Raw genomic sequence first — 17,818 nt, 5'->3', positions numbered from 1 at the left:
ATTTAATCTCCACCGCCATTTTAATTACCGCGTAACAGTTTAGAAAGAATATTTCGTTTAATGAAAAAGTATGATGGTTGTAAAACCATGACCTTTCATAGTTATGAACATTACGCAATTGTAACACTACTGAAATACTCCTTAATATTTATAAACAACGCTAATGTATTTTTATCATTACAAATGAGGTTTCGTGACGTTTTTAAGTCATTTCAATACGTTAACAGCTTTTTAAAAGCTGTTTTTATTATCACCGTACGTTAGAAATAAACTTAGCGAACAAAGTAAATTTAAATATCGGTAAAAAATGGAGGCCCAAAGGTAGTGTCATTTACCACTTAGAAAAGAACTCAGATGCGTAATTATTAATCAGATAATTTTTACAGTCGTACTCAGTACATTTCTTCTGCCTTTATTTTGGTAGATGCGAATGAGAATGCTTATTCAAGCAATGAGGCAATTATCTATGGCTACACAATACGACTTCACAGTAACTCTGCACGACCTGGCGTTTATTCTTCAGCAAATCAAGATATCAGAAGCTGCGACCAATCCGGATGGCAGCGTGAATGGCGATCTGCTTCGCGAATTAGTCTCCAGCCCCCTGCTGCCTTACGGGGTTCGTACCGTGGATGGTTCATGGAACAACCTTCTGCCCGGCCAGGAGCTGTACGGTTCTGCCGACCAGAGCATGCCAAGATTGGTTGCTCTGGATTTGAATGATATGGAGGCACTGGCAAAGTACCTCATTTTAAATCCCAATCAGATGGTGACTGATGCCGATCCGCGCATTATCAGTAACCTGATTTCCGACCAAACCGCGTCGAACCCGGCAGCCCAGGAAGCCCATGACGGGCTGGTTGACGTCCCCGGCGGCGGTACGGTTTCCGACAATGGCAGTTTGTCGATTCCGAACCTCTCGCCTGACATTGGTTTATCACCAGCGTTTAACGGCTGGATGACCTTTTTCGGGCAATTCTTCGACCACGGTCTGGATCTGATCCCCAAGGAAGGCAATGGCATCGTCTTTATTCCGCTGATGCCAGACGATCCTCTGTATAAAGAGCCAGTTCCGGGGCAGCCTGATACTAACTTCATGATTCTCACCCGCGCGAAAGTCGATGCCAATCATGACACCATTAACACCACTACGCCGTGGATTGATCAGAACCAGACCTATACTTCCCACCCTTCGCATCAAATTTTTATCCGCGAATATGTGATGGTAGATGGTAAGCCAGTGCCCACCGGTCATTTGCTGGAAGGGAGCAACGGCGGGCTGGCCACCTGGGCTGATATCAAACATCAGGCTGAAACCTTGCTGGGCATTAAGCTGACCAATCAGGACGTTTTCAATGTGCCGCTGCTGGCGACCGACCGCTATGGCAACCTGATTTTAAGCGAAAATGGCAAAGTCCAAATCGTGACCGGGCATGGGCTGGTGGAAGCCAATGGAGGACCTTTACCTGCCGATACGCTGAGAACCGGACACGCATTCCTCGATGATATTGCCCACACGGCGGTGCCGAAAGCCAACCTGGTGGCCGATAGCGATAGCGACCTCGGCAATGCGCCCGCGGCGGGCACTTATGACGATGAACTGCTCGACAGACACTTCATTACCGGTGACGGTCGTGGTAACGAAAACATCGGTCTTACCGCCGTACACTCGGTGTTCCACAGCGAACATAACCGACTGGTCGAGCAGTACAAAACCACCATCCTTGAAACGAACGATATTGATCTGATCAACCAATGGCTGATGCCAGAACATCAGATTACCGAAATGCCAGCAGACACCAGCACGCTGCAATGGAACGGGGAATACCTCTTCCAGGCCGGTCGTTTCGCCACGGAAATGCAGTATCAACACCTGGTGTTTGAAGAGTTCGCCCGCGCCGTGCAACCGGCGGTCGATCCGTTCGTCTTCTCGAACACGGCGGATATCAACCCGGCTATCTTTGCTGAATTTGCCCATGTGGTTTACCGCTTTGGTCACTCAATGCTCACCGAAACCGTCGCCCGTACCGATGCCGACATGCAAGACGGTGACATCGGGCTGATTGAGGCATTCCTGAACCCCGTCGCGTTCCATGAGCTTAACGGCGAAACTATCTCCAGCGAGCAGGCCGTCGGCGCGATTGTGCGCGGTATGACCCGTCAGGTCGGCAACGAAATTGACGAATTCATTACCGAGGCGCTGCGTAATAACCTGATTGGGTTGCCGCTGGATTTGGGCGCGCTTAACCTTGCTCGCGGGCGCGACACCTTAATGCCCACCCTTAATCAGGCGCGTGAGCAATTCTATGAATTAACCGGCAACAGCGAATTGCGCCCCTATACCAGCTGGGCCGATTTTGGCTCTTTCCTGAAAAACCCGTCCTCGATCATCAACTTTATGGCGGCCTACGGTCAGCATGAGTTGATTAAAGCCGCGACTACACTGGACGGAAAACGAGCGGCGGTGAACTTCCTTTTGTTTGGCGCGGAAGACGATCCGGCGCGTGCCGATGCGCTTGATTTCTTTATGGGAACCGGTGCCTGGGCAGATAAAGAAACCGGCCTCAACATGGTCGATTTCTGGATTGGCGGGCTGGCGGAACGTAAAAATGAGTTCGGCGGCATGCTCGGCTCCACCTTCAACTTTGTCTTTGAAACCCAGATGGAAATGTTGCAGGACGGTGATCGGTTCTACTATCTGAGCCGCGTCCAGGGTCTCAACATGTTGAACGAACTGGAGGCAAACTCCTTCTCCGCCCTGGTGATGCGTAACAGCGATCTGGGCGATCCGGGTTCGTCTCACCTGCCCGCTCACCTGTTCCAGACGCCGGATTACACCTTCGAAGTCAATCAGTCCTTGCAAACGCATGCTGATCCAAAATGGGGCAATGCGCTGAAAGACCTCCTCTTCCCTCTGGTGGTACGCCGTGCGGCGGGAGCGGACGTTGATGGAGATGGCGCGGCTGACGGCGCTTACCTGAAATATTCGGGTGATGGTCATGTGGTGCTCGGCGGCTCGGCGGGCAACGACACCTTAATTGGCGGCAAAGGGATCGACAGCCTGTGGGGTGATGCCGGTGACGACCGTCTCGACGGTGGCGATGAAGCCGACGTGGTACACGGCGGCGATGGCAACGACATCATTACGGACACCGGAACGCCCATTGGCGGGGCTGACTTCCTGCATGGCGATGCGGGACACGACGTCATTTTCTCCGGCAACGGCAACGACCTGATCTTCGGCGGCAGCGGCAGTGACTTCATGGTGATCGGCGAAGATGCTCAGGAAGTCTTTGCCGGACGCGATAATGACTTCGCGCTGGGGGGCTCCGGCGGTGACACCCTGATGGGTAACGAAGGCGACGACTGGTTAGAAGGCGGTGACGGCTTCGATACGCTGGCCGGCGATAACTCCGAACTGTTCTTTAACAGTACCATCATTGGGCATGACGTGCTGAACGGTCAGGGCAACGATACTGACTACGACGGCGAAGGCGGTGACGACATCATGGTCCAGGGCGCGGGCATTCAGCGCAACAACGGCATGTCCGGTTTTGACTGGGCTATTCACAAAGGAGATCCGAACGCCGCCAACTCCGATCTGGGCATTCCGATTTTCGTCAACCAGCAAGAGTTTATCCTGCGCGATCGTTTTGACCTGGTTGAAGGCCTTTCAGGCTGGAAATTTGACGACGTGCTGGTTGGCACTGAGCAACCTATCGGTACTGCGCCGGTTCAGGGGACGCCGCTTTCCAACAACCTGACCCAGGAGGGCGCAGACAGAATCAGCGGACTCCAGTCGATTCTGGGTGTTCCACGCGCAGCATCGGGTGATGCCGTCTTGTTTAACCCGGACAACGGTGGCGACATTTTACTGGGTGGCGGTGGCAGCGACCGCCTCACCGGTAAGGCCGGAAACGACATCATCGACGGCGACTCGTGGCTGAACGTGCGTATCGCAGTATCCGGGCTGGCTGGGGTAACCAGCGCAGACAGCATGAACGAGCTCAAATCTTACATGCAGGCGGGCACGCTCAAACCGAACCAACTGTCGATTGTGCGGGAAATTCTCCGCGACGGTAATGGCACTGAAACCGACGTTGCCGTCTACCGGGATCTCAGCAGCAACTATCTATTTCAGCGTAACACCGACGGCAGCCTCACGGTCAATCATGCCACTCCGGCGGCAGGACTGGCGTTCAATGATGGCGTAGACCGCCTGCTCAACATTGAAAAAGTGGAGTTTGGCGACGGCGAACAGCTCTGGGTAACGGCACAAAAAGCCACCGGTAATCTCGCCATCAGCGACGGGACGCCGGAAGTGGGCGATCTGTTGCAGGTCAATCTGTCTAATCTGCTGGATGGGAATGGTATTGCCGCCGATACGCCAATCACCATGACCTGGCAGGCGCTGGTCGGCGGTCAATGGCGCGATCAGGCAACAGGTACGCAGTTCCGGGTTCCGGGGAATATTCTGGGCGCGCCACTGCGGGTTGTTGCCAGTTTTACCGACCGCATGGGCGATGCTGAAACACTGGTGTCGTCGCAAACCAGCGCCGTGATGGTCCGCGATCAGCCCACCACCGGTTCACCAGTCATCAGCGATCTGACGCCAACGGAAAGCGTCACGCTGACCGCCGTAGTCTCCGGCATTGCGGATGCAGACGGCTTAACCGGAGATAACTTCCGCTACCAATGGCGAGTGAGCCAGCCAAACGGAGGATTCACCAATATTAACGGCGCGACGTCAGCGACCTACACTCCGCCTGCCGCCATGATTGGGCGTACGTTGCTGGTTGTGGTGACGGTCACGGATGATGAAGGAAACCCATCCGTCGTCCTGACCTCTTCGGCCACCCAACCGGTTGGCGACATGATTGTTGGCACCAACGCGTCAAACACCCATTCGGGGACGGCGTGGAGCGATGTCATCCTTGCACAAGGCGGTAATGACACCCTGCTCGGTCAGGCGGGTGACGATCTGCTGAACGGCGGAGCCGGCGATGACGACATTGAAGGCGGCAGTGGTCGGGATACGCTGATTGGCGAGGCCGGTAACGATCAACTTGATGGTGGACTGGATGCCGACACGATGGAAGGTGGCGCTGGAAACGACCTCTATATCGTGGATAACGCGGGCGATGTTGTGACCGAAGGGGTGAATGCGGGGACCGATACTGTCGAGACCAGTCTCGCCACCTGGGTCATGGCGGACAACGTCGAAATCCTCGAATATACCGGTTCAGGGAATTTCACCGGTACCGGTAACGCGCTGGCCAACACCATCACCGGCGGCAGCGGCAATGACAACCTATCCGGGCTGGGAGGAAACGACCAGTTGCTGGGTGGCATTGGCAACGACACGCTCGACGGTGGCGACGGTAACGACAACCTGCAAGGGGCAAACGGTGTCGACACCCTGTTGGGGGGCGCAGGCAACGATGTGCTCTCCGGCGGTCTCGGCAATGACGTACTGACCGGCGGTGCGGGTAACGACAGCATGGACGGCGGTACGGGTGACGACCGCTTCATCTTCTCAACCGGGTTCGGACAGGACAGTATTTCCGGTTTCGACAGTAATGCTATCGGCGGACAGGATCTGATTAATATCTCCGGAATGGGCGTTACTACCGCAAACTTTGCCTCTACTGTTTTGATTTCGGGAAATAATAACCAAACGATCATCACCATCGGCGGCGATGTTATTACGCTGACGGGTGTTGCGGCCAATACCGTCAATTCCACAGACTTTATTATTTAACGTCTGGGGAAATTATTAATAACTCGATAAACGAGTAAGGAGCCTATTATGCCGCGCCAGCAAACGCCAACTGAGCTACAAAATGCGTTGAAAGGAAGTAAGCCTGCATTTCTGATGTTACTGTTTTTTAGCAGTATGATTAATATGCTAATGCTGGCGCCGGCAATTTATATGCTACAAGTCTATGATCGCGTGTTGGTCAGTAAAAACACGACCACATTGTTAATGTTGACATTGTTGATAATCGGTCTGTATACCGTTATCTCAATGATTGAATATGCCCGCGCCAGTGTAATGACGCGATTTGGCAACCGACTGGATGTGAAATTAAATCAATTAGTCTTTAATGCCGCATTTAAACGCCGGGTGAGCACCCGTGAAAATAACCCGGCGCAGGCGCTGGCCGATCTGGCGCAAATTCGCCAATTTCTCTCGGGCAACAGTTTATTTGCCCTGTTAGATATTCCGTGGACACCCTTCTATTTACTGATTGCGTTTATCGTCCACCCGCTTTTGGGATATCTTTCCATCGTCGGGATACTGATTTTATTTACCCTGACACTGGTCTCCGAACTGTCGACCAAAAAGCCGATTCAGCAGGCGCACGCATTAACCATCAACAATACCAGTAATCTGAATAAGCAATTACAAAACTCCGACACCATTGAAGCGATGGGCATGCTGGCAACGCTGAAAAATCACTGGCTGGCGCAACACAGCAAAGTGCTGGTTCTGCAAACGCAGATTGCGGACAAAACTGCCACATTAAGCAGCCTGAGCCGCTTTGTTCGCATCTTATTGCAATCTATTTCACTGGGCGCGGGGGCCTTACTGGTGATCGGTGGTCAAATCACCCCCGGCCTGATGATTGCCGCCTCCATTATCCTCGGCAGGGTGTTGAACCCGGTAGAACAGGTTATCGGTAGCTGGAAACAGTTTGTGCAGTTTCGCAACGCCTGGCATCAAACTTCAACGCTGTTACGGGAATTTCCGGAGCAAAAAGAGGTGCTGACGCTGCCGCGCCCAAAAGGCAATATCAACGTCGAGGGTGTCTTCGCCGCGCCTCCGGGTCAAAAATCCCCAACGTTGCGTAATATCTCCTTTCAACTCGGACAGGGAGAAATACTGGGGATCATCGGCCCCTCCGCGTCCGGAAAAACCTCGCTGGCGAAACTGTTGGTCGGCGTCTGGAGCCCGCTCTCCGGTAAGGTTCGTATTGATGGCGCGGATATCTGTCAGTGGGACAAAGCATTGCTTGGCCCGTCCCTCGGCTACCTGCCGCAGGATGTGGAGTTGTTTGACGGCAGCATCGCGCAAAATATCGCACGCTTTACCGACAACGACAGTGAACTGATCGTTGCGGCAGCGCAACTTGCGGGGGTGCATGAGATGATTTTGCGCCTGCCGCAGGGATACGATACTCCACTTGGCGCCGAGGGATACCAATTGTCGGGCGGCCAACGGCAGCGAATCGGGCTGGCGCGGGCGGTCTTTAACAACCCGGCATTCATCGTGCTGGATGAACCCAACGCCAACCTTGATGACGCGGGTGAACACGCCCTCATCAAGGCCATCAATACGTTACGCACCCAGGGGCAAACGGTGATCATTATTTCACACCGACCGACGCTGCTGGGCGTCGTCGATAAAGTGTTATTGCTCAACGAAGGGGCGATTCAGGAATTCGGTCCACGCGACCAGGTGTTTGCCAATTTACGTCAGGCAAATATTTTAAAATCGGTCCCCAACGCCTCAACCACACCACCTCCTGCCCCGAATAATGAACCACAACGAGAGGCTTTATAATGAAAAAGCGTACAGATAATTCTGCAACGTCAGAGACTGCGAGTGTCGATACGAATATATGGCCGCCTTTAATCCGAGGTCTCGTTGTCATTATTCTGGGAGTGGGTGGTTTTATATTATGGGCGGTCGGCGCGCCACTGGACGCCGGTGTCGTTGCTGACGGTACGGTTACTGTCTCCAGCAATCGTAAAACCATTCAACATTTAAGCGGCGGCCGGGTGACCGATATTCTGATTAAAGAAGGCAATCTGGTTAAGAAAGATCAAATTCTGGTTCGCCTGGATAAAATGGCGCTTGATATGCGTTACAGCGCATTGATTGCACAATATATCTCGGCCAAAACCCATGAGGACAGGTTACTGGCCGAAAGGGACGGTCGCGATACGATCGTCTATAGTGAGGAATTGATAAGCCAATTTTCCAGTAATAAGCGCCTTGTTGAAGTCCGTCAATTACAAGAAAAGCTGTTTGAGACTCGCAGAAAAAATATTCAGGATGAATTATCCATGATTCAGGAAACGCTGGATGGGTTGACCGGACAAACCGAAAATTTAACCAAGATAAAAGGGTTTCGCGAGCATCAATTTACGCTTATTAGCAGAGAACTGGGCGCCATTCGCGCCCTGAGCGAAAAAAACTACTATCCCAAGGCCCAGTTACTGGTGCTTGAGCGGGAAGCCGCCGAAATCTCCAGCAATGTCTCAGAAGACATACTCAATATCGCCAAACTCAAGTCTCAGCAAAATGAGATGAAAATCAAAGCGTATCAAGTACAGCACCAGTTTCTCCAGGAAGTGGAATCGGAGCTGACCCTCAAACAAAAAGAGGTCGCGATGCTGGAAGATGAGTTAGCGTCGACCCGACACGAGCTGAATAACACGGAGATCCGCTCGCCAATTGACGGGATCGTGCTGGACGTAAAAGTCAGTACCGTCGGCGGGATCATTCAGCCGGGTGAGCATTTGATGGATATTGTCGCCGCAGAACAACCGCTGCAAATTGACGCCAAAATCCCGGTGCATGCCATTGATAAAATGACGCCGGGACTGACCGTCGATGTGTTATTCCCGGCGCTCAACCATGCCTTATTACCTTCGGTTCCGGCACAGGTATTGACCGTTTCGGCCGACCGCCTGATCGATAAAACCACGCAACAGCCCTATTATCTCGCTGAAGTCCGGGTCTCCCCGGAAGGCGTGCATCTGTTGGGAAATTACAAAATTAAAGCGGGAATGCCTGCCAGCGTAACGATAAAAACCGGTGAGCGCACATTTTTGAGCTATCTGTTTAAACCGTTACTGGCCCGGCTGGAGTTGGCTTTCAAAGAGTATTAATACGTTAGAGAATCTGTCACTCTGACGAAGGGTGACCTTATGTTCACTGCTTCTCTGAAACCACACTCCCTGTGAACGTGCAAGGGAGGCTCGCCGCCGCCTCCCTTTCAACCCTGGCTCCTGCCGGGATTGTTAAGGGGGCGGCGATAGCACCCTTTACCCGTTCACGGGGCATGAAATACCAGAGAAGCGAAGCACATAAAGTGAACGGAACCGTTCGCAAAATCAGCATGTTGTCCGTTCCGGGTAAATCCTGAGAGGGCTAACCCTTACATGGCCGACTTCGGTCGCAGGTTCTCATCAAATTGCAGGCGTTTACGACCCGGTTCTTCTTCCCGCAGCGGTTCCACCTGATGCATCGTCAGCTTGCAACGCTCTACCAGTACCTGATACTCACGTGTCCCCTGCTGCTTCCATGCCATCTCCTGAGCGCTCAGCGCGCGGATAGCCTTCGCCGGGCTACCGATAATCAGGTAGTCCGCCGGCATTTCGGCTTTCGCTTTCACAAATGCGGCGGCGCCGACGATGCTGTTTTCACCGATCACCGCTCCGTCCATGACCACCGCGTTCATGCCCACCAGCGCGTTACGGCGAATCGTGCAGCCGTGCAGGATCGCGCTGTGTCCAATGTGGCCATTCTCTTCCACCACGGTGTCCTGTTCCGGAAAACCATGCATCACGCAGTTATCCTGAATGTTCGCCCCGTCTTTAACGACGATACGCCCAAAATCCCCCCGCAGACTGGCGTTCGGCCCCACGTAGACCCCTTTACCGAGGATCACATCGCCAATCAACACAGCCGTCGGATGGACGTAACTCTCTTCAGGCACCACCGGGGTCAATCCATCTATTTGATATATTGGCATACTGCCTCCTGATCTACGCTCAGACCGCCAAAACGCTGGAACCAGAGACTACCCGGCGACGGCAACTCTCCTACCGAGGTTTCCCCTTTTTCACTGACAAACGCCAGTGCGCCTGGGGCAACACGTTGATAAATGTTGATACATAGCTGACGCGCCGTCTGTCCTGCCCAATGCGCCGGTAATAACTCTTCGGGCAACAATGGATCTTTCAACACCACGCGTCGATAGAAATGGATGAGCAGAAGCTGAATATGAAATGCGCGCTGCGGCGTTAATTCGTCGGGCTCCACCTCTTTCAACAGCGGCAACAAGGGGCGAAATGCGTTGATAAACGACTCGTACATCACGTTTTGTTCGGTCAGTTGCCAGCACTCTTCAACCCTGGCGCGCAACGCTGCGCGCGAAAGCGCCAGCGGAGAATACGCCTCAAAACAGATCACGTTCTCCGCGACACCGGCCTCGTGCAACAGCGACTGCACATCCGCAAGCTGTTGCGACGGTGACGCCATCAGACTTGGCGCCAGGGTGCCAAATCCCTGCCAGATCAGCTGTTTTTTGACATCAGCGAGGGTGTTTTTGTCTAACCCTTCAGACAACAGCAACAGCCATTTGCCATTCCACGCGGGCTGTTCAGCGCGATAAATTTTGGTTTCCGCCCGTCGGGTTAAACGCAGACCTTTGTCACTCAGACTGTAGAAACTGCGGCGTCCCAGACGCGAGACATTCAGCCAGCCCTCTTTGTTGAGCCGAAATAGCGCGGTACGCACAAAGCGTTCGCCAAAGCCCAGCCCTTCCAGCAATGCCGCCAGACTCCCGAGCCAGATTTCACCGCCGCGATGAGAGAGCGAGTCGCCATAAAGCGAGGAGATAAGTGAGGTTCCACTGATGTGACCAGCGCTAACCGCCTGCTGGATGAACGTGTCGAGTTTACTCATGTGATTCATTCTGTTGTCATTTTTTCCCTATGATGAAGCATAGCACACTCCTTTTTTTCTGAACCTCTCCCAAAAGGGAGAGGTTCAGATTTGCGTTAGCCGTTAGCGGCGATGTTGCGTAAATCGAACACGCGGCAGGCTTTCCCTTCTGAACGCGGAATACTGCCGCAGTTCACAATCATCACGTCAGTCGAAATACCGACCATCGATTTGATGCGGTGACGCAACTGATGGCATACCTGACAGCGCTGTTCATGGGTCAGCGTCAGGCTGCTCTCTTTCAGTTCTACCTTCACGGAAAGTGAATCGAGATGTCCGCGACGGTTTACCTCAAGCTGGTAATGCGGCGACAGATGTTCGAGCTTGACGATCTCTTCCTCAAGTTGTGAGGGGAAGACGTTCACGCCGCGAATAATCAGCATGTCGTCGCTGCGACCACTGATGCGGTCCATACGGCGCATCGTGCGGGCGGTGCCCGGCAGCAAACGCGTCAGATCGCGGGTACGGTAACGAATCACCGGCAACGCCTCTTTGGTCAGCGTGGTGAACAGTAATTCGCCCTGCTCGCCATCGTTCAGCGGCGTGCCATCATTCGGGTTCACGATTTCCGGGTAGAAGTGATCTTCCCAGATGGTCGGACCGTCCGCCGTTTCGATACACTCCATCGCCACACCAGGGCCCATCACTTCGGACAGGCCATAAATATCCAGCGCAGTGATCCCCAGACGACGCTCAATTTCTTTACGCATTGCCTGCGTCCACGGTTCCGCGCCAAACACGCCGACACGCAGAGAGCACTGGCTGGCGTCGCCGCCCATCTGGCGCTCCAGTTCTTCAATTAAGTTCAGGCAATAGGACGGCGTCACCATAATCATATCGGGCTGGAAATCACGGATCAGCTGCGCCTGTTTTTCGGTTTGCCCGCCAGACATCGGAATCACCGTGGCCCCTAAACGCTCTGCGCCGTAGTGCGCGCCAAGCCCGCCAGTAAACAGCCCGTAACCGTAGGCGACATGAATTTTATCTTTCGCGCTGCCGCCTGCGGCGCGCAGTGAACGCGCGACAATATTCGCCCACGTATCAATATCATTTTGGGTATAGCCGACGACAGTCGGTTTGCCGGTGGTTCCTGAAGAGGCGTGGATACGCACCACCTGCTCCATCGGCACCGCAAAGGTGTCGAACGGGTAGTTATCGCGCAGATCCTGCTTGGTGGTGCACGGGAATTTGCGCAGGTCGGCCAGCTCTTTGAAATCGTCAGGATGCACGCCAGCGGCATCAAATTTGCGGCGGTACATCGGAACGTTGTCGTAAGCATGTTTCAGCGTCCACTTCAGGCGCTGGGTTTGCAGCGCCTGTAATTCATCCAGCGACGCGGTTTCAATCGGATCCAGTTGTATTGTTGTTTTCGTTGTCATTGTAGGGTACTCGCAGGTTGTTATGCTCAAACACGTTCCAGAATCATGGCAATGCCCTGACCCACACCGATACACATCGTGCACAACGCATAGCGACCGTTGCGGCGATGCAGCTCATGGGTCGCGGCTAACGCCAGCCGGGCACCACTCATTCCCAACGGATGGCCTAACGCAATCGCACCACCATTGGGGTTAACATGAGGGGCATCATCTGCCAGCCCCAGTTCCCGCAGCACACCCAGCGCCTGGGCTGCAAACGCTTCATTCAATTCGATAACGTCCATATCGTGAATACTCAGACCTGCACGCTCCAGCACTTTGCGGGTGGCAGGCACCGGACCGAGTCCCATCAGGCGCGGTTCAACCCCGGCAGTCGCCATCGCGACAATGCGTGCCCGTGGGGTCAGTCCCTGCGCAACGGCCATCTGCTCGCTGGCAACAATCAGCGCTGCGGCCCCGTCGTTAACGCCAGACGCATTACCGGCGGTGACGACGCCATCACGACGAAACGGGGCTTTTAGCGCGTTGAGTTGCGCGAGCGTCGTTTCCGGACGCGGATGCTCGTCATGTTGTATTTCTGTTACGGTGCCTTTTTTATTCTTCAGTACTACCGGAACGATTTCCTGCGCCAGGATCCCCATCTCTTGCGCTCTTGCCGTCCGCTGCTGACTGCGTAACGCGAAGGCATCTTGATCTTCACGCGTTATCCTTAACAACTCAGCTACATTCTCTGCCGTTTCCGGCATGCTGTCAGTACCAAATTGCTGCTCCATGAGCGGGTTCACAAATCGCCAGCCAATGGTGGTATCAAACATCTCCGCCTGACGCGAAAAGGCGCTGGTTGCTTTTCCCATCACGAAAGGTGCACGAGACATTGACTCCACGCCGCCGGCGATCAGCAGATCGCTGTCGCCCGATTTGATGGCCCGCGCGGCAAAGCCCAGCGCATCAAGACCAGAACCGCACAAACGGTTGATGGTGGTGCCGGAAACGGTTTGCGGCAGACCCGCCAACAGTGACGACATTCGCGCCACGTTGCGGTTATCTTCGCCCGCCTGGTTGGCGCAGCCGAAAATCACGTCATCAATGCGTTGCGCGTCAAGCTTCGGGTTACGCACCAGCAGTTCACGCAGCGGGATAGCCCCTAAATCATCAGCACGTACGCCCGAGAGCGCGCCGCCGTAGCGACCAATGGGAGTACGAATTCCGTCACAAATAAATGCATCGCGCATCAGGCTTCTCCTGTGATGGTGCCGCCGGTGCGGTGAGATTTACCGCGAAACAGCGCGACCGTTTTATGCTGTTGGTTAACAATTTCGATGTCGTAAACACCGGTTTTTTTCCCCTGATGACGCACCTGAGCGGTGGCGGTCAGGACATCGCCCGCAAATCCCGGGCGTAAAAAATCAATGGTGCAGGCCGAGGCCACCGCCGCCAGTCCCTGACTGTTGCAGGCGTAGGCAAACGCGGTATCCGCGAGGGAAAACAGTTGCCCGCCGTGGCAGCTCTGATGCCCATTCAACATTTGCGGCGTGACGGTCATCGTCAACACGGCAAAGCCGTCATCCATCTCAAGAATGTTGATACCCAGCGCTTTTGCGCAGGCGTCGTTCTCATACATTGCGTGGGCGTTTTGCCAGGCGTTATGACTCATAACCAGACTCCAGAAGCGCACGCTGGCGCAGCAATGAGCAAGGGCGATAGCGTTCTTCACCGTAATGCCGTTGCAGGTTTTCCAGCAGAATCAGCAGGCGTTGCCAGCCGAGACGTTCCCCCCATGCGAGAGGTCCACACGGATAATTGACGCCAAGCCGCATGGCGGTGTCGATGTCCTGTTCGGTGGCGACCCCTTTTTGCAACGCGTCGAGGGCTTCATTGACGATCATCGCGACGGTACGCCAGACCAGTAACCCCGGATAATCAGCGATGTGCAGCACGTTTTTTCCCTGCTGTTGCAGGTAATAAATGGCTTTTTGCGTCGCCGAGCGCGGATTGCTGTCTGCGGCGGCGACAATCGCCACATCGCCTTCCATGCGATCCACCACCACTACCGCGCGCCCGGTACGCAATGCCAGCGCCTGGGCGGTTTCGCCCTGCGTTTCAATCAGCAGCACATCGTCAAGTTCGGTGACACCGTCACTTCTTTTTTCAATCTTCACCGGGCCGTAACTTGCACTCACCGCGCCGACAACCTCGGCGGGCGAGCGCTCGGTACGCCAGTCATAGACGCCGTGGCCGCTTTTTTTACCCAGACGCCCCGCCATCACCAGCTCTTGTTGCACGAGCGAAGGCAGAAAACGGCGCTCCTGCCAGAACGCGTTAAACACTGAGCACGTCACCGCAAAGTTGACGTCCTGACCAATCAGGTCGGTCAATTCCAGCGGGCCCATCGGAAAACCACCGCCGCCACGCAGCGCGGCATCAATGACCTCCGGCGTCGCAACCTGCTCTTCCAGCGCGCGCCAGGCTTCCGAATAGAACGGACGGGCCACCCGATTGACGATAAATCCTGGCGTAGACTGGCAGCGGACGGGCTGTTTACCCCAGCTCATCGCCAGATTGCACAGCTGCTCCACCACCGCCTCTGAGGTCGCTAATCCGCTGACCACTTCAACCAGCTTCATGACCGGCGCGGGATTGAAAAAGTGCAGTCCGGCGACACGCTCAGGATGGCTAACGCTGGCCGCGATCGCCGTAATGGAGATCGACGAGGTATTACTGGTCAGCAGCGTGTGAGGCTGGCAAATTTCCGCCAGTTGGGAAAACAGCGCCTGTTTAATCTCAAGACGTTCTGACGCCGCTTCAATCACCAGGTCGGCCGCCGCCAGCGAGTCGATATCGGTCACCGGAACCAGCCGCGCCAGCGTCGCCTCGCAGGCTGTCGCCGCAAATTTGCCTCGCGCCACGCGAGACTCCAGACGACGGCGAATTCCGTCAACGCCGCGAGAGACAGCGGCCGCTGAAATGTCATACAGCAGCACCTGATGACCGTGGCTGGCGGCGACTTCGGCAATGCCCGCCCCCATCGTGCCACTGCCAATCACTGCGACGGTCTGTACACGTGTCATCATGTTATTTCCCCGTGAATTGCGGTGAACGCTTCGCGAGAAATGCGCTGACGCCTTCCCGGTAATCCGCACTCCGCCCCGCCAGACGCTGATAATCGCGCTCCAGATCGAGCTGTGCATCCAGCGTGCTGGTTTCCGCGTGGTTGAGCGCCTGTTTGATAAGTCCCAGACCAAACGTGGGCTGCGCCGCCAGATGAAGCGCCAGTTGCTGTGCGGTGTCGGAGAGTTTCTCATCGTCCACCACCTGCCAGATCATGCCCCAGTGGTGCGCCTGTTCTGCACTCAGCTTGTCGCCCAACAGCGCCAGTCCCATCGCACGTGCTCGCCCCGCCACGCGCGGCAACAGCCAGGTGCCGCCACAATCGGGAACTAAACCTAATTTACTGAATGCCATCACAAAATTGGCCGAGCGGGCAGCAATGACGATATCGCATCCCAGCGCCAGCGTTGCTCCGGCGCCCGCCGCGACACCGTTCACCGCGCAGATGACCGGTTTGGGCAGTTTGGCCAGACGACGCACCAGCGGGTTATAGAAACGTTCTACAGACATGCCCAGGTCGGGTGCAGGTCCGTTAGGGTCGACGTTACGGTCGTTAAGATCCTGCCCGGCGCAAAAACCGCGACCGGCCCCGGTCACCAGCAGGCAGCGGATGGTGTCATCACGCTCGGCCTGTTTCAGGCACTCAGCCAATTGCTGGTGCATCACGTCATTGAAACTGTTCAGACGCTCCGGGCGGTTGAGCGTAATCGTCATCACGCCCTGTTCAACATGACTCAGAATGAAATCCATGATTAGCGTCCTTTAAAAACAGGTGAGCGTTTTTGCAAAAATGCGTCGATCCCTTCCCGGCGATCTTCCGTTGCCGAAAGCAGCGTAAAGAGCTGGCGTTCTTGCGCCAGTCCGGCCTGGAGGGGGACTTCCTGCGACTGGCGTAGCGCAAGCTTCGCCGCCTGTAGCGCCAGCGGTGAATGGCGCGCCATCAGCGCCGCTTGTTGCAAGGCATACTCCAGCGTCAGCGCCGCCGGGTAGACATCACTGACCAGTCCCGACTGCAACGCCTGCTGCGCGGTAATGCTCTCACCGGTCAGCACCATTTTGTGGGCAAGCGATTTCCCGACGCTGCGAATCAGACGCTGCGTTCCACCGGCGCCCGGCATAATGCCCAGCGTGATTTCCGGCAGACCAAAACGGGCGTTATCCCCGGCAATCACCACATCACACAGCAACGCCAGTTCACAGCCTGCTCCCAGCGCGTAACCGTTGACGGCGGCGATCAACGGTTTATTAAAGGCGTTGATACGGGCCCACAGATGGACGCGCGCGTCGTTGAGCGTGGCGGGCAGATCTTTTTCCGCCATTTCATTCAGATCGGCGCCGGCAGCAAAAAAACGTTCGTTGCCGGTGATCACACAGACGGCGATGTCGCTGTCGGTCGCGGCGGCTTCCAGTTCGGTCGCCAGTTGCGCCAACAGCGCATTGTTCAGAGCATTGCGCGCCGCCGGACGATTCAGCGTTAGCTGCAATACGCGATCGTGTCGGGTGACAATCAGTTCGTTCATGCCATCCCCTTCGCATCAAAGTCGACAACCACATCGCTGGTGAGCGGCAGCGCCTGGCAGCTCAGGACATAACCTGCCGCCAGTTCGTCCGGCTCAAGGCTGTAGTTGGTAACCATATCCACTTTTCCACGCACCACTTTGCATTTACAGGTGGCGCACACCCCGCCTTTACAGGCGTAAGGCAAGTCAGCGCCCTGACGCAGAGCCGCATCGAGAATGCTTTCGTCATCGGCCGACAGCGTGATTTCGCGGTCACGGCCATCCTGACGCACGGTCACTTTCTGCCCTTGCGCCTGGACGCTGGTCGTGCGTTTTACCGCCGTTCCTGGGGTGTTGAACCGCTCCAGATGGATGCCCTTTTCCGGCATACCGAGCGCTTTGAGCGTGGCTTCCGCCTCATCCATCATCGCCGCCGGGCCGCAGATAAAGGCTTCGTCGAACTGGCTGTAATCGACCAGATGCGTCGCCAGCGCCGTCAATTTTTCGCCGTCAATACGCCCGTGCAACAGGTCGCTGTCCATCGTCTCCTGACTGAAAATGCACACCAGTTGCAGACGCTGCGGGTATTTATCTTTCAGGTCGGCCAGCGCCTGGCGAAACATCATGCTCTGGCTGCTGCGGTTACCGTAAATCAGCGTGAACTCGCTTGCGGTTTCGGTTTGCAGGGTGGCAGACAAAATCGCCAGCATCGGCGTAATACCGGAACCTGCCGCGATCGCCAGATAGCGTCCGTGACGTTGGGGTTGCGGCTGATAACTGAAATGTCCCTGCGGCACCATCACCTCAAGCGCCATGCCTTGTTTAATCTCGTCGCGAGCATAGTGGGAGAAGCGTCCGCCCTCGATAGCCTTTACCGCCACGCTGATTTCACCCGGATTCAGGCTACGGCAGATGGAGTAACAACGGCGTAGCTCCGTCCCTGCCAGTTGCGCTTTCAGCGTCAGGTGTTGACCTGGGCGAAAACGATACGCGTCCTGTAACGCGGGTGGCACCGCAAAGGTGATGGTCACCGCATCGCGGGTTTCGGGTTCTACTTTTGCCACCGTTAAGGAATGAAACGTTGTCATGGC

General features: G+C 55.3%; 12 protein-coding genes. 3 read left to right on the top strand and 9 right to left on the bottom strand.

The genetic code is table 11. The features are described from left to right. The first annotated feature begins 466 nt into the window (after positions 1–466). From CJP72_RS15290 to CJP72_RS15280, 3 genes are read left to right on the top strand one after another with little or no spacing between them, the layout of a single operon-like run. Positions 467–5,761, top strand: a complete 5,295-nt coding sequence (locus tag CJP72_RS15290) for a peroxidase family protein (RefSeq protein ID WP_162382211.1) — start codon at positions 467–469, stop codon at positions 5,759–5,761. A gap of 48 nt (positions 5,762–5,809) precedes the next feature. Continuing rightward, positions 5,810–7,567, top strand: a complete 1,758-nt coding sequence (locus tag CJP72_RS15285) for a type I secretion system permease/ATPase (RefSeq protein WP_162382210.1) — start codon at positions 5,810–5,812, stop codon at positions 7,565–7,567. Continuing rightward, on the top strand, positions 7,567–8,901 hold the full coding sequence (locus CJP72_RS15280) for an HlyD family type I secretion periplasmic adaptor subunit (protein ID WP_162382209.1): 1,335 nt from the start codon (positions 7,567–7,569) through the stop codon (positions 8,899–8,901). Before CJP72_RS15285 ends, CJP72_RS15280 begins: the two co-directional genes overlap by 1 nt. 269 nt (positions 8,902–9,170) lie before the next feature. Here the strand turns inward: CJP72_RS15280 and paaY are convergent, their stop codons facing one another. The 9 genes from paaY to paaE all read right to left on the bottom strand — a co-directional run bounded on the left by paaY (position 9,171) and on the right by paaE (position 17,815). Beyond that, a complete protein-coding gene (gene paaY, locus CJP72_RS15275; protein WP_162382208.1) occupies positions 9,171–9,767 on the bottom strand; it encodes a phenylacetic acid degradation protein PaaY in 597 nt (198 codons plus the stop codon). Further along, positions 9,749–10,702 (bottom strand): phenylacetic acid degradation operon negative regulatory protein PaaX, encoded by a 954-nt coding sequence (paaX, locus tag CJP72_RS15270; protein WP_162382207.1) that lies wholly within the window; start codon positions 10,700–10,702, stop codon positions 9,749–9,751. Before paaX ends, paaY begins: the two co-directional genes overlap by 19 nt. A 95-nt stretch (positions 10,703–10,797) precedes the next feature. Continuing rightward, complete coding sequence (gene paaK, locus CJP72_RS15265) at positions 10,798–12,120, bottom strand: phenylacetate--CoA ligase PaaK (protein ID WP_162382206.1); 1,323 nt, start codon at positions 12,118–12,120, stop codon at positions 10,798–10,800. A gap of 26 nt (positions 12,121–12,146) precedes the next feature. Continuing rightward, positions 12,147–13,352, bottom strand: a complete 1,206-nt coding sequence (gene pcaF / locus CJP72_RS15260) for a 3-oxoadipyl-CoA thiolase (protein ID WP_162382205.1) — start codon at positions 13,350–13,352, stop codon at positions 12,147–12,149. Then, positions 13,352–13,774, bottom strand: coding sequence for a hydroxyphenylacetyl-CoA thioesterase PaaI (paaI, locus tag CJP72_RS15255; RefSeq protein ID WP_162382204.1), 423 nt, complete (start codon positions 13,772–13,774; stop codon positions 13,352–13,354). Before paaI ends, pcaF begins: the two co-directional genes overlap by 1 nt. Beyond that, on the bottom strand, positions 13,764–15,191 hold the full coding sequence (gene paaH, locus CJP72_RS15250) for a 3-hydroxyacyl-CoA dehydrogenase PaaH (RefSeq protein ID WP_162382203.1): 1,428 nt from the start codon (positions 15,189–15,191) through the stop codon (positions 13,764–13,766). The genes paaI and paaH overlap by 11 nt, the downstream gene beginning before the upstream one ends. Before the next feature lies 1 nt (position 15,192). Next, the gene (paaG, locus tag CJP72_RS15245) at positions 15,193–15,981 is read right to left on the bottom strand and encodes a 2-(1,2-epoxy-1,2-dihydrophenyl)acetyl-CoA isomerase PaaG (RefSeq protein ID WP_162382281.1); all 789 of its coding nucleotides are present in this window, start codon (positions 15,979–15,981) and stop codon (positions 15,193–15,195) included. Then, a complete protein-coding gene (gene paaF, locus CJP72_RS15240; RefSeq protein ID WP_162382202.1) occupies positions 15,981–16,748 on the bottom strand; it encodes a 2,3-dehydroadipyl-CoA hydratase PaaF in 768 nt (255 codons plus the stop codon). The genes paaG and paaF overlap by 1 nt, the downstream gene beginning before the upstream one ends. Then, positions 16,745–17,815 (bottom strand): 1,2-phenylacetyl-CoA epoxidase subunit PaaE, encoded by a 1,071-nt coding sequence (gene paaE, locus CJP72_RS15235; RefSeq protein WP_162382201.1) that lies wholly within the window; start codon positions 17,813–17,815, stop codon positions 16,745–16,747. The genes paaF and paaE overlap by 4 nt, the downstream gene beginning before the upstream one ends. Positions 17,816–17,818: the final 3 nt, after the last annotated feature.

It is taken from the genome of Citrobacter sp. NCU1 (assembly GCF_010231475.1).
Taxonomy (GTDB): domain Bacteria; phylum Pseudomonadota; class Gammaproteobacteria; order Enterobacterales; family Enterobacteriaceae; genus Citrobacter_D.
Note: the sequence above shows the minus strand (reverse complement) of the source record. Positions and strands in the feature narration are given on the sequence as shown.

Bases quoted from the DNA above. Each gene is read 5' to 3' on its own strand.
- CJP72_RS15290 (WP_162382211.1), top strand. From the start codon at position 467: ATGGCTACACAATACGACTTCACAGTAACTCTGCACGACCTGGCGTTT.
- CJP72_RS15285 (WP_162382210.1), top strand. From the start codon at position 5,810: ATGCCGCGCCAGCAAACGCCAACTGAGCTACAAAATGCGTTGAAAGGA.
- CJP72_RS15280 (WP_162382209.1), top strand. From the start codon at position 7,567: ATGAAAAAGCGTACAGATAATTCTGCAACGTCAGAGACTGCGAGTGTC.
- paaY (WP_162382208.1), bottom strand. From the start codon at position 9,767: ATGCCAATATATCAAATAGATGGATTGACCCCGGTGGTGCCTGAAGAG.
- paaX (WP_162382207.1), bottom strand. From the start codon at position 10,702: ATGAGTAAACTCGACACGTTCATCCAGCAGGCGGTTAGCGCTGGTCAC.
- paaK (WP_162382206.1), bottom strand. From the start codon at position 12,120: ATGACAACGAAAACAACAATACAACTGGATCCGATTGAAACCGCGTCG.
- pcaF (WP_162382205.1), bottom strand. From the start codon at position 13,352: ATGCGCGATGCATTTATTTGTGACGGAATTCGTACTCCCATTGGTCGC.
- paaI (WP_162382204.1), bottom strand. From the start codon at position 13,774: ATGAGTCATAACGCCTGGCAAAACGCCCACGCAATGTATGAGAACGAC.
- paaH (WP_162382203.1), bottom strand. From the start codon at position 15,191: ATGATGACACGTGTACAGACCGTCGCAGTGATTGGCAGTGGCACGATG.
- paaF (WP_162382202.1), bottom strand. From the start codon at position 16,748: ATGAACGAACTGATTGTCACCCGACACGATCGCGTATTGCAGCTAACG.
- paaE (WP_162382201.1), bottom strand. From the start codon at position 17,815: ATGACAACGTTTCATTCCTTAACGGTGGCAAAAGTAGAACCCGAAACC.